This is a genomic window from Pseudomonas izuensis, assembly GCF_002356535.2.
Classification (GTDB): Bacteria; Pseudomonadota; Gammaproteobacteria; order Pseudomonadales; family Pseudomonadaceae; genus Aquipseudomonas; species Aquipseudomonas izuensis.
The window spans coordinates 5,998,278-6,011,050 of the sequence record NZ_AP017423.2 but is presented as its reverse complement, the minus strand read 5'-3'; the positions used below and the strand labels follow the sequence as shown (position 1 = coordinate 6,011,050).

General features: G+C 60.9%; 13 protein-coding genes. All 13 read left to right on the top strand.

Annotated elements, in window-relative coordinates:
• The first annotated feature begins 103 nt into the window (after positions 1–103).
• A complete protein-coding gene (locus LAB08_RS26885) occupies positions 104–1,375 on the top strand; it encodes a glutamate-5-semialdehyde dehydrogenase (protein ID WP_096514885.1) in 1,272 nt (423 codons plus the stop codon).
• Positions 1,344–2,063, top strand: coding sequence for a nicotinate-nucleotide adenylyltransferase (gene nadD / locus LAB08_RS26880; RefSeq protein ID WP_096514887.1), 720 nt, complete (start codon positions 1,344–1,346; stop codon positions 2,061–2,063). The genes LAB08_RS26885 and nadD overlap by 32 nt, the downstream gene beginning before the upstream one ends.
• Positions 2,064–2,136: 73 nt before the next feature.
• Positions 2,137–2,631 (top strand): ribosome silencing factor, encoded by a 495-nt coding sequence (gene rsfS, locus LAB08_RS26875; RefSeq protein WP_008022922.1) that lies wholly within the window; start codon positions 2,137–2,139, stop codon positions 2,629–2,631.
• Positions 2,632–2,640: 9 nt separating this feature from the next.
• On the top strand, positions 2,641–3,108 hold the full coding sequence (gene rlmH, locus LAB08_RS26870) for a 23S rRNA (pseudouridine(1915)-N(3))-methyltransferase RlmH (protein ID WP_007937439.1): 468 nt from the start codon (positions 2,641–2,643) through the stop codon (positions 3,106–3,108).
• Positions 3,109–3,120: 12 nt separating this feature from the next.
• Entirely contained in the window at positions 3,121–5,016 is a 1,896-nt protein-coding gene (gene mrdA / locus LAB08_RS26865) for a penicillin-binding protein 2 (protein WP_096514889.1), read from the top strand.
• A gap of 31 nt (positions 5,017–5,047) precedes the next feature.
• Positions 5,048–6,151 (top strand): rod shape-determining protein RodA, encoded by a 1,104-nt coding sequence (gene rodA / locus LAB08_RS26860; RefSeq protein ID WP_172901700.1) that lies wholly within the window; start codon positions 5,048–5,050, stop codon positions 6,149–6,151.
• A gap of 17 nt (positions 6,152–6,168) precedes the next feature.
• Positions 6,169–7,179 (top strand): lytic murein transglycosylase B, encoded by a 1,011-nt coding sequence (mltB, locus tag LAB08_RS26855; protein WP_096514894.1) that lies wholly within the window; start codon positions 6,169–6,171, stop codon positions 7,177–7,179.
• Positions 7,179–8,189 (top strand): septal ring lytic transglycosylase RlpA family protein, encoded by a 1,011-nt coding sequence (locus LAB08_RS26850; protein ID WP_096514896.1) that lies wholly within the window; start codon positions 7,179–7,181, stop codon positions 8,187–8,189. Before mltB ends, LAB08_RS26850 begins: the two co-directional genes overlap by 1 nt.
• A 184-nt stretch (positions 8,190–8,373) precedes the next feature.
• Entirely contained in the window at positions 8,374–9,531 is a 1,158-nt protein-coding gene (locus LAB08_RS26845; RefSeq protein WP_096514898.1) for a D-alanyl-D-alanine carboxypeptidase family protein, read from the top strand.
• An 84-nt stretch (positions 9,532–9,615) separates the two neighbouring features.
• A complete protein-coding gene (locus LAB08_RS26840; RefSeq protein ID WP_093229879.1) occupies positions 9,616–9,891 on the top strand; it encodes a DUF493 domain-containing protein in 276 nt (91 codons plus the stop codon).
• Positions 9,891–10,538, top strand: a complete 648-nt coding sequence (gene lipB / locus LAB08_RS26835; RefSeq protein ID WP_096514900.1) for a lipoyl(octanoyl) transferase LipB — start codon at positions 9,891–9,893, stop codon at positions 10,536–10,538. Before LAB08_RS26840 ends, lipB begins: the two co-directional genes overlap by 1 nt.
• Before the next feature lies 1 nt (position 10,539).
• The gene (lipA, locus tag LAB08_RS26830) at positions 10,540–11,562 is read left to right on the top strand and encodes a lipoyl synthase (RefSeq protein WP_096514901.1); all 1,023 of its coding nucleotides are present in this window, start codon (positions 10,540–10,542) and stop codon (positions 11,560–11,562) included.
• Positions 11,563–11,735: 173 nt separating this feature from the next.
• On the top strand, positions 11,736–12,686 hold the full coding sequence (locus LAB08_RS26825) for a S66 peptidase family protein (RefSeq protein ID WP_096514902.1): 951 nt from the start codon (positions 11,736–11,738) through the stop codon (positions 12,684–12,686).
• Positions 12,687–12,773: the final 87 nt, after the last annotated feature.

Here is a 12,773-nt window from a genome sequence, read left to right as displayed (position 1 = left end):
CATTTCGACCATCCGCCCGTCACCGCTGTTAGTCGGGAGACACGACAGCTATAATCTGCCGCTTTACTCTTTACCAAGACCTTATCAAAGACCACGCCAGACCATGACTGAGTCCGTTCTTGACTATATGACCCGCCTGGGTCGCGCTGCCCGCGAGGCTTCCCGCGTCATCGGCCGTGCCAGCACTGCGCAGAAAAATCGCGCGCTGCAGGCTGCCGCCAATGCGCTGGACGCTGCCCGCGCCGAGCTGACGGCCGCCAATGAGCTGGACCTGGCAGCCGGCCGCGCCAATGGTCTGGAGCCGGCGCTGCTCGAGCGCCTGGCGCTGACCCCGGCACGTATCGACGGCATGATCGTAGGGTTGCGACAGGTGGCCGCGCTGCCGGACCCTGTCGGCGCGATCCGTGACATGAGCTATCGGCCGTCGGGGATTCAGGTCGGCAAGATGCGCGTACCGCTGGGCGTGATCGGGATCATTTACGAGTCGCGGCCCAACGTGACCATTGACGCCGCCAGCCTGTGCCTGAAATCCGGCAACGCGACCATCCTGCGGGGCGGCTCCGAGGCCATACATTCCAACCGCGCCATCGCCGCCTGCATCCAGCGCGGGCTGGCCGAGGCCGATCTGCCGGCTGCCGTGGTGCAAGTGGTCGAAACCACCGACCGCGCCGCCGTGGGCGCGCTGATCACCATGCCGGAGTACGTCGATGTCATCGTGCCCCGCGGTGGCCGTGGCCTGATCGAACGCGTCAGTCGCGATGCCCGTGTGCCGGTGATCAAGCACCTGGACGGCATCTGCCACGTTTACGTCAGCGCCCACGCCGACCTGCCGAAAGCCCAGCGCATTGCATTCAATGCCAAGACGTACCGCTATGGCATCTGTGGTGCGATGGAAACGCTGCTGGTCGATCAGATCGTTGCCAAGGATTTCTTGCCGGCGATGGCTGCCCAGTTCCGCGAAAAAGGCGTCGAGCTGCGCGGCTGCGAACGCACCCGGTCGATCATCGATGCGCTGCCGGCCACCGAAGCAGACTGGAGTACCGAATACCTGGCGCCGATCCTGTCGATCCGCGTGGTCGACGGGCTGGAGCAGGCCATCGAGCACATCAACCATTACGGCTCTCATCACACCGATTCGATTGTCAGCGAACACCAGGGCGACACCCGGCGTTTCGTGGCTGAAGTCGACTCCTCGTCGGTGATGATCAACACCCCGACTTGCTTCGCCGATGGCTTTGAATACGGATTGGGTGCGGAGATCGGCATTTCTACTGATAAGCTGCACGCCCGCGGCCCGGTCGGTCTCGAAGGTCTGACCTGCGAGAAGTATGTCGTGGTCGGTGATGGCCAGTTGCGCGGACAGGAGCCGGTCTGACTTGGGCGACCTCGACCCGTCAGCCCCGGTAACCGCCAGCGCGCCTTCCAGACGCATCGGCGTTCTGGGCGGAACCTTTGACCCGGTGCACGTCGGCCATTTGCGCGGCGCGCTGGAAGTCGCCGAATCGCTGGCGCTCGATGAGTTGCGCCTGGTACCGAGTGCCAGGCCCCCTCATCGGGATACGCCGCAAGTGTCGGCGAAAGACCGTCTGGCGATGGTCGAGTGCGCGGTGGCCGGTGTGGCACCGTTGGTAGTGGACGCCCGCGAATTGCAGCGGGACAAACCGTCCTACACCATCGATACCCTGGAGTCGATGCGCGCCGAAATGGCCGACGAGACCCAGGTTTTTCTGCTTTTGGGCTGGGACGCATTTTGCGGCCTGCCCACTTGGCACCGCTGGGAAGAGTTGCTCCAGCATTGCCATATCCTGGTGTTGCAACGCCCGGATGCCGACAGCGAACCGCCGGATGCCTTGCGCAACCTGCTGGCAGCGCGCTCGGTGAGCGACCCGCTGGCCCTCAAAGGGCCGAGCGGACAGATTGCATTCGTCTGGCAGACACCGCTCGCGGTATCCGCCACCCAGATCCGTCAACTGCTGGCCAGCGGTAAGTCGGTACGTTTCCTGGTGCCCGACGCGGTCCTGGCCTACATCGATGCGCACGGACTCTACCGTGCGTCGAACTGAAGAGGAGTGCCTCAAGGCACGTGGCAACAACGTGTATTGAAGCGCCCGAACATACGAGCAAAACGAGTTTTATATGACGAACAACGACGTAAACAAAGTTAAGCGCAAAGGCACGTTCAAGAGTGCCCCGCTGCCTGAGAAGGTCCTCGCTGCCGAGCCGCCTAAAGGCGATGAGCTGGTCAAGATCGCCGTAGCGGCCCTGGAAGACGTCAAGGCCCAGGACGTGCTGGTGATTGATGTCCGTGACAAGCAGAGCATCACTGACTACATGATCATCGCCACCGGTACGTCCAACCGCCAGATCGGCGCGATGCTGGACAAGGTCCGCGAGGCCGTCAAAGCCCTGGGTATCAAGCCGCTGGGTGAAGAAGGCAAGGGCGACAGCGACTGGGTATTGCTGGACATGGACGACGTGATCGTCCACATGATGACCTCCAACGCCCGTCAGTTCTACGACCTGGAGCGCCTGTGGAAAGGTGCCGAGCAGAGCCGTGCCGCCGATGGCAAACACCACAGCCCTGAAGTTGGTCACGAGCATTTCAACAAGCTCAACAAAGACCAGGAATAAGGAACGGCTGTGCGACTGCGACTGATCGCCGTCGGTTCACGCATGCCCAAATGGGTGGAAGAAGGCTGGCATGAATATGCCAAGCGTCTTCCTTCCGAGCTGGCGCTGGAACTGGTGGAAATACCGCTCAACACCCGTGGCAAGAACGCCGACGTGGCGCGCTTCATCCGTCAGGAAGGCGAAGCCATGCTGGCCAAGGTCGGGCCGAACGAGCGTGTTGTCACCCTCGAAGTCCACGGCAAGCCCTGGAGCACCGAGCAACTGGCGGTCGAACTCGATCGCTGGCGGCTTGACTCGCGCACGGTGAATTTCATGGTCGGCGGCCCCGAAGGGCTGGCGCCGGAAGTCTGTGCCCGTGCCGATCAGCGCTGGTCGCTCTCGCCGTTGACGTTGCCGCACCCGCTGGTGCGCATCCTGATCGGCGAACAGCTGTATCGTGCCTGGACCGTGCTGTCCGGCCACCCTTACCACAAGTAGTTTTTCGCTCTCATGACCCAGCCGATCCGCATCAAGGACCACGAAAAAGACGCCCGTCTGGTGCGTGGCCGCGTCGTGTTCGGGGCAATTGCGGTCGTGACATTGATCGGCGTGCTGATTGCTCGCCTGTATTTTCTGCAGGTCATCCAGTACGAGTACCACTCGACCCTGTCGGAAAACAACCGGGTCCATGTACAGCCGATTCCGCCGCCCCGCGGGTTGATTTACGACCGCAACGGTGTAGTGATTGCCGACAACCGGCCCAGCTTCAGCCTGAGCATGACGCGCGAGCGCTCTGGCGACTGGCAGCAAGTGCTCGATGTGATCGTTCAGGTGCTGGAGCTCACGCCCGAGGACCGGGTGATTTTCGAGAAGCGCATGCGCCAGGGGCGTCGGCCGTTCGAGCCGGTGCCGATCATGTTCGAATTGACCGAAGAGCAGATCGCCAGGATCGCCGTGAACCAGTTCCGCCTGCCGGGGGTGGAAGTGGTCGCGCAGCTGGTCCGTCACTACCCGCAGGGCGCGCATTTTGCGCATTCGGTGGGTTACATGGGGCGGATCAACGAGAAAGAGCTGAAGTCTCTGGACCCGGTGAGCTACAGCGGCACCCATCAAATCGGTAAAACCGGCATTGAGCGCTTCTACGAGCCTGAATTGCACGGCCAGGTGGGTTACGAGGAAGTCGAGACCAACGCCCGGGGCCGCGTATTGCGCGTGCTCAAGCGTACCGATCCGATTCCCGGCAAGGACATCGTCCTGAGCCTGGACATCAAATTGCAGGAAGCCGCCGAAGCTGCGCTCGGTGGTCGTCGTGGCGCGGTGGTGGCGCTGGACCCGAAAACCGGTGAAGTGCTGGCAATGGTCAGCCAGCCGAGTTTCGACCCGAACCTGTTCGTCACCGGCATCAGCTTCAAGGCCTATTCCGAACTGCGCGACTCCATCGACCGGCCGCTGTTCAACCGCGTGCTGCGTGGCCTTTACCCGCCGGGTTCGACCATCAAGCCGGCGGTGGCGATCGCCGGCCTGGACGCGGGCGTGGTGACGGCCTCGAGCCGGGTGTTCGACCCGGGCTACTACATGCTGCCCAACTACGATCACAAGTACCGCAACTGGAACCGCACCGGTGATGGCTTCGTCGACCTCGACACGGCGATCATGCGCTCCAACGACACCTACTTCTATGACCTGGCCCACAAGCTGGGGATCGATCGATTGTCGTCGTACCTGAGCAAGTTCGGCATTGGTCAGAAGGTGTCTTTGGATATGTTCGAAGAGTCGCCGGGGCTGATGCCGACCCGCGAGTGGAAGCGTGCCACACGTCGTCAGGCATGGTTCCCGGGCGAAACGCTGATTCTTGGTATCGGTCAGGGCTACATGCAGTCGACGCCGCTGCAACTGGCCCAGGCCACGGCATTGGTGGCCAACAAAGGTGTCTGGAACCGTCCGCATCTGGCCAAGACCATCGAAGGCGCGAAGCCGGTGGATCAGAACCCGATGCCGGACATCATCCTGCGCGACCCGTCGGACTGGACCAAGGTCAACCACGGCATGCAACAGGTGATGCACGGCGCCCGCGGTACGGCGCGCAAGGCCTCGATCGGTGCGCAGTACCGGATCGCCGGCAAGAGTGGTACGGCCCAGGTGGTCGCGATCAAGCAGGGTGAGAAGTACGACCGCTCCAAGGTGCAGGAGCGTCATCGCGACCACGCCTTGTTCGTGGGCTTCGCGCCGGCCGACGATCCGAAAATCGTGGTGTCGGTGATGGTCGAAAACGGTGAGTCCGGCTCCGGCGTGGCCGCGCCGGTGGTGCGTCAAGTCATGGACGCCTGGCTGCTGGATCAGAACGGTCATCTCAAAGCCGAATACGCCGGCCCTACTAGCGTGGAGGCTACGGCCCATGATGAATAATTTTGATCGCATGCTCTCCAGCGAGGATGTGATGCGGCGTCGCGCGACGCTGTTGCAGCGCCTGCATATCGACGGCCCGCTGCTGATCCTGCTGCTGACCCTCGCCGCCGGCAGCCTGTTCGTGCTGTATTCAGCCAGTGGCAAAAGCTGGGACCTGTTGGCCAAGCAGGCCACTTCGTTCGGCATCGGCCTGGTGTCGATGATCGTCATCGCCCAGTTCGAACCGCGCTTCATGGCCCGCTGGGTGCCGGTCGGCTATGTGATCGGTGTGCTGTTGCTGGTGGTGGTGGACGTCATGGGCCACAACGCCATGGGCGCCACACGCTGGATCAATATTCCCGGGGTGATCCGCTTCCAGCCTTCGGAGTTCATGAAGATCCTGATGCCGGCGACCATCGCCTGGTACCTGTCCAAGCGCACCTTGCCGCCGCAGCTCAAGCATGTCGGCGTCAGTCTGTTTCTGATTGGTTTGCCGTTCATTCTGATTGTGCGTCAGCCGGACCTGGGTACGTCGCTGCTGATCCTGGCCGGTGGTGCGTTCGTGCTGTTCATGGGTGGGTTGCGCTGGCGCTGGATTCTCAGCGTGCTTGCCGCCGCTGTGCCCGTGGCAGTCGCCATGTGGTTCTTCATCATGCACGACTACCAGAAGCAGCGGATCCTGACGTTCCTCGACCCGGAAAGCGATCCGCTGGGCACCGGCTGGAACATCATTCAGTCCAAGGCCGCCATCGGCTCCGGTGGTGTGTTCGGCAAGGGCTGGTTGCTGGGTACCCAGTCGCACCTGGATTTCCTTCCGGAAAGCCACACCGACTTCATTATTGCGGTCATGGGTGAAGAGTTCGGCCTGGAGGGTATTTGCGCACTGTTGCTGATCTACCTGTTGCTGATCGGTCGTGGGCTGGTGATTACCGCCCAGGCCCAAACCTTGTTCGGCAAGTTGCTCGCGGGCAGCCTGACCATGACGTTTTTTGTCTATGTGTTCGTCAACATCGGTATGGTCAGTGGCCTGTTGCCGGTGGTGGGGGTGCCGTTGCCGTTCATTAGCTACGGAGGAACTTCGCTGGTGACGCTGCTGTCAGCGTTTGGGGTTTTGATGTCGATCCATACCCATCGCAAGTGGATCGCGCAGGTTTGAATAAGGTGAAGAGTTCAATGCAAGTAATGCGTGGCTGGGCGACTCGACATGCGCCGTGGGTCGGCCTGGTAGGCATCATTGGCATCGCGCAGGAAGCGTTGGCCGGCGATTACGAAGGCTCACCCCAGGTGGCCGAGTTCGTCGGTGAAATGACCCGCGATTATGGTTTCGCCGGCGAACAGTTGATGGGCGTGTTCCGCGAAGCCGAGCGTAAACAGTCGATCCTGGATGCGATTTCGAAGCCCGCCGAGCGGGTCAAGCAGTGGAATGAATATCGCCCGATGTTCATCACCGATGCTCGCATCGCCCGCGGCGTGGACTTCTGGCGACAGCATGAGGCCGTACTGGCTCGTGCCGAGCAGGAATACGGCGTGCCGGCGCAGGTCATCGTCTCGATCATCGGCGTTGAGACCTTTTTCGGCCGCAATACCGGTAATTTCCGCGTAATTGATGCTTTGTCGACGCTGGGTTTCGACTATCCTCCCCGTGCCGAATTTTTCCGCAAGGAATTGCGAGAGTTCCTGCTGCTGGCCCGGGAAGAGCAGGTTGACCCGTTGACCCTCAAGGGTTCCTATGCCGGGGCGATGGGCTTGCCGCAGTTCATGCCCAGTAGCTTCCGCGCCTATGCAGTGGATTTCGACGGGGATGGCCATATCAATATCTGGAACAACCCGGACGATGCCATCGGCAGCGTCGCCAGTTATTTCAAGCGTCATGGCTGGGTCGCCGGCGAGCCGGTGGTCAGCCGCGCCGATGTGCGCGGTGATCAGGTGGACGAAGGTTTGACCACCGGTATAGAGCCGGCTAAAACCGTTGGAGAGTTGCGGGCCCTGGGCTGGTCAAGTCATGATGCGCTGCGCGATGATATGCCGGTTACCGCTTTTCGCCTGGAAGGCGACAATGGCCCCGAATACTGGATGGGCCTGAACAATTTTTACGCAATTACGCGTTATAACCGCAGCGTGATGTACGCCATGGCCGTACATCAACTGTCTGAACAGCTGGTCCAAGCACGGGGCGTCAAGTAATGCGGGCATTGCCTATGAATAAACCCCTGAAGCTGATGGCATTTGCCGCGTTGGCAGTGCTGGTCGCCAGTTGTTCGACCAGTCGCTCGCCGACGCAGAAGTCTTCCACCGCCGTGCGCTCGGCGCCGGGGCTGGACATCAACCGCGCCCACAAAGATGGCGCACCCTGGTGGGACGTCGACGTTTCGCGCATCCCGGATGCCACGCCAACCTTGCACACCGGCCCGTACAAGGCCAACCCGTACACCGTGCTGGGCAAAACCTATTTCCCGTTGCAGGAATCCAAGACCTATGTGGCGTCGGGCACGGCGTCCTGGTACGGCACCAAGTTCCACGGCCAGAACACCGCCAACGGCGAAGTCTATGACTTGTATGGCATGAGTGCCGCACACAAGACTCTGCCGCTGCCGAGTTACGTCCGGGTGACCAACCTGGACAACAACAGGACCGTGATCCTGCGAGTCAACGACCGTGGACCGTTCTATTCGGACCGGATCATCGACCTGTCCTACGCGGCGGCCAAGAAACTCGGCTATGCCGAAACCGGCACCGCACGGGTCAAGGTCGAGGGTATCGATCCACAAGCGTATTGGGCGGCCAAGGGCCGTCCGGCGCCTTTAATGCTCAACGAGCCACAAGTCGCGCAGAATAGCGCCCCGGCGATGACGGCCTCGGCCGGTACCGTCGAGCAATGGACGCCACCGCCGCAGCAACATGCCGCCGCCGTTGTCCCCGTACAAATTGCGGACGCAAAAAAAAACGCTTCTGCACCAGCCTCTGGCCAGTATCTGCAGGTGGGCGCGTTCGCCAACCCGGACGCTGCAGAACTCCTGAGGTCGAAGCTCAGCGGGATGGTGAGCGCTCCGGTGTTCATCAGCTCGATCGTGCGCAATCAACAAACGCTGCATCGGGTTCGCCTGGGACCGATCGGTTCGCCGGGTGAAATCCAGCAGGTGCAGAATAGTGTGCGCCTGGCCAACCTTGGTTCGCCGAGTGTTGTGACCGAGTAATACGTAGGACTTGATTGACGGTTCATCTGCGGTTTTGGGGGGTGAACCAGGTTGTTGGCTCGTCGAAGAACAAAAACCCGGCAAGGGTTACAGAGTGAGCAACTGAATACGCGATGGCCCGTTAGAAGGCCGTCTGAATAGTTTTGCCATCGGGCAAGTTTCCATTAGCGATTTCGAGAGACGGATGAACATCACCACCTTTGCCAAACGCCTGTGCCTTTTAGTCCCGCTGCTGCTCTCACCTGCCGCGTTCGCGGTCGAGATGATGCCGTCGCCACCGCAATTGGCCGCCAAGGCCTACGTGCTCATGGACGCCAGCAGCGGCAACGTGCTGGTCGAAAACAATGGTGACCAGCGTCTGCCGCCAGCCAGCCTGACCAAGCTGATGACAGCGTACATCGCGACCCTGGAAATCCGTCGCGGCCAGATCGGTGAAAACGACCCGGTGACCATCAGCGAAAACGCCTGGCGCACCGGCGGTTCGCGGATGTTCATCAAGGTCGGCTCGCAGGTGACCGTCAGCGACTTGCTGCACGGCATCATCATCCAGTCGGGCAACGACGCCAGTGTGGCAGTTGCCGAGCACATCGCCGGCAGCGAAGACGCGTTCGCCGACCTGATGAACAAAACCGTTGCCGACCTGGGCATGACCAACACCCACTTCATGAACCCGACCGGTCTGCCGAACCCTGAGCACTATTCGTCGGCTCATGACATGGCCGTGCTGGCTCGCGCCATCATCCATGAAGACCCGGCTCACTACGCGATCTACTCGCAGAAAGAGTTCTTCTGGAACGGCATCAAGCAACCGAACCGCAACCTGCTGCTGTGGCGCGACAAGACGGTCGACGGCCTGAAAACCGGTCACACCGACGAAGCGGGCTACTGCATGGTGTCTTCGGCTGTACGTGATGGCATGCGCCTGATCGCCGTGGTGTTCGGCACCAACAGCGAAGTGGCTCGCGCCGCCGAGACCCAGAAGCTGCTGACCTACGGTTTCCGTTTCTTCGAAACCCAGACCTTCTATCAAAAAGGTACCGAGCTGGCCCAGGCGCCTGTCTGGAAAGGTTCCACCAACCAGGTCAAGGCCGGTCTGGCTGAAGACCTGACCATGACCCTGCCAAAAGGCCAGTTGAAAAAGCTCGCCGCCAGCATGACCATGAACCCGCAACTGGTTGCGCCAATCGCCAAGGGCGACGTGATCGGTAAAGTCGAAGTCAAACTGGACGACAAGGTGGTACACAGCGCCAACCTGATCGCTCTGGATGCCGTCGAAGAGGGTGGTATCTTCCGTCGCATGTGGGATAGCATCCGTCTATTCTTCTACGGCTTGTTCAACTGATAGTGTGCACCTGCATGGCCCCCGCGCTGATCCGGCACGGGGCCATGCCGTCGCCACGGCTTACGCTTACGAGGCCGTTACGCCATGACCGATACCGAAGTAAAGGCGCCAAAGATCGAATTTCCCCAGACTGATTATCCGGTTAAGGTGATTTGCGATACGGGCGCAGGCAACAAGGACAAGATCATCGAAATCGTCAAGAAGTACGCGACGATCAACGATACACGTGTCGATGAGCGTCAAAGCAGCAACGGCAAGTACACCACCATTCAGTTGCACATCGTCGCGACCGACCAGGACCAGCTGTACAACATCAACAGCTTTCTGCGGGCTACCGGTTTCGTGCACATGGTGTTGTGATGTCCGGCACGCTGGGCTTTCGCGAACTCGGCCAGATGGCTTACGAGCCGGTCTGGCATGCCATGCAGCGCTTCACCAACGAACGCGGCAGCGATGCCGCCGACGAGATCTGGCTGGTCGAACACCCCCCGGTGTTTACCCAGGGCCAGGCGGGCAAGGCCGAGCATTTGCTGCTGCCGGGAGATATCCCGGTGGTGCAGGTCGATCGCGGTGGCCAGGTGACCTATCACGGTCCCGGGCAATTGGTGGCCTACCTGTTGCTGGACGTACGCAAGCTGGGTTTCGGCGTACGTGACCTGGTCACTCGCATGGAGTCGTGCCTGATCGAGCTGCTCGCCAGCTATGGCGTGACCGCCGCGGCCAAGCCGGATGCCCCGGGTGTCTACGTCAACGGCGCGAAAATCGCGTCTCTGGGTCTGCGGATCCGCCACGGTTGTTCCTTTCATGGCCTGGCCCTGAACGTGGACATGAACCTGGAACCGTTTCGACGGATTAATCCCTGCGGCTACGCCGGGCTGGCAATGACCCAGCTGAGCGATCACGCAGGATCGATTGAATTTGCCGAGGTTAGTGCCCGGCTGCGTGCGCAGCTCGTCAAACACCTCGACTATGCTGAGCAGACGACCCTCATGGGCGGAATCGACTGATATGACTACTGATGCAGTGCAAACCGTAATCCCGACGCTTGATGTCTCCGAGCGCCCGGCCCCGCGTCCCAAGGTTGAAGCCGGCGTAAAGCTGCGCGGCGCCGAGAAGGTTGCACGCATCCCGGTTAAGATCATTCCGACCACTGAGCTGCCGAAAAAGCCTGACTGGATTCGAGTACGCATACCGGTCTCTCCGGAAGTCGACCGCATCAAGGCGCTGTTGCGCAAACACAAGCTGCACAGCGTGTGCGAAGAGGCCTCCTGCCCGAACCTGGGCGAGTGCTTCTCCGGCGGCACCGCGACCTTCATGATCATGGGCGACATCTGCACCCGTCGCTGCCCGTTCTGCGACGTCGGCCACGGCCGTCCGAAGCCACTGGACGTCAACGAGCCAGAGAGCCTGGCCATCGCCATCGCCGACCTGCGCCTGAAGTACGTGGTCATCACCTCGGTGGACCGCGACGACCTGCGCGACGGCGGTGCCCAGCACTTTGCCGATTGCATCCGTGAAATCCGCAAACTGTCGCCGAACGTGCAGCTCGAAACCCTGGTTCCGGACTACCGTGGTCGCATGGACATCGCCCTGGAAATCACCGCCGCCGAGCCGCCGGATGTGTTCAACCACAACCTGGAAACCGTGCCACGCCTGTACAAGGCTGCGCGTCCGGGTTCGGACTACCAGTGGTCGCTGACCCTGCTGCAACGCTTCAAGCAGATGATGCCGCACATTCCGACCAAGTCCGGCCTGATGCTGGGTCTGGGCGAGACCGACGACGAAGTCATCGAAGTCATGAAGCGCATGCGCGAACATGATATCGACATGCTGACCCTGGGCCAGTACCTGCAGCCGTCCCGCAGCCACTTGCCGGTGCAACGCTTCGTGCATCCGGACACCTTCGACTGGTTCGCCGAGGAAGGTTACAAGATGGGCTTCAAGAACGTCGCTTCCGGTCCGCTGGTGCGTTCCTCGTACCATGCTGACGAGCAGGCAAAACTGGTCAAGGCCGAGCTGATGTCGTCCTGATCGGTTGCCAGTCATGAAAACGCCCGCAAGGCTTTCAGTCTTGCGGGCGTTTTTTTGCATTGCCTACGGCAATGGCCGCCGTTTCCTGCAACCTTCAGGACGACAAACCCTCTTCTGTTTGTCCCCGTTCCTGACTACTGTGTGTTTAAGTTTTCACCCAGGGAGATTCATGGATGACCGTTCGAACGCCTCACCCCCTTTGTCCTCACACTCCGGTTCCGGCCTTGCCGTCGCAGGGGCTGATCGGCGTCATCGCGCCGGCCGGTCCCGCGCCGCTGGACACTGATAAAGCTGTGCAATGGATGCACGCGCGGGGTTATTCGCTGAAGATCTTTCCTGGCGTCTACGAGAAGAATGGCTACCTGGCTGGCAGTGACGAGGTGCGACTCAATGATCTGCATGCCGCGTTCGCCGACGGCGAGGTCGATGCCATCATTTGCCTGCGTGGTGGTTACGGCACTCCGAGGTTGCTCGATCGCATTGATTTCGAACTGCTGCGCAACAACGCCAAGCCGTTCATTGGCTACAGCGACATCACTGCGCTGCATCTGGCGATCAGTCGTTATGCAGGCTTCGTGACTTTCCATGGCCCGCTACTCAATGCGGACCTGCTGGGGGACAAGCAAAAGCCCACCGAACCTTCGTTTTTCAACATGCTGCGCGGGCAGTTGAAGGCGGGTAGTGTGTTGGCACACCCCGTGGCCTATCCGCTGACGACGATCGAGCCAGGCATCGCCCACGGGCGCTTGCTGGGCGGTAATCTGTCGATAATCGCCGCGACCATGGGCACGCCTTACGAGCTCGATGCCGAGGGTGTCATCCTGTTTATCGAGGACATCAATGAGCCGCTGTATCGAATCGATCGGTTGCTGACTCACCTGCGGCTGGCCGGCACGCTGGGCAAGTTGCGTGGTGTGCTGGTGGGGGACATGGCCGGGGTTGAGGTGCCTGCGCTTGAGCGGTTGCTCAAGCAGACATTCGAGCCGTTGCGGATTCCGGTGTTGTCCGGGTGGCGCAGCGGGCATTGCGACCCGAACCTGACATTGCCCATGGGGGCGCTGGTCAGGCTGGATGCGGGGAGCAAGGAGTTGGTGTTGGAGCAGGATGTCGTCGTCAAACGTTAGATTATCATTGCCTGATAATCAGTCTTCGCTGGCAAGCCAGCTCCTACAGAGATCACGCATTCCTGTAGGAGCTGGCTTGCCAGCGAA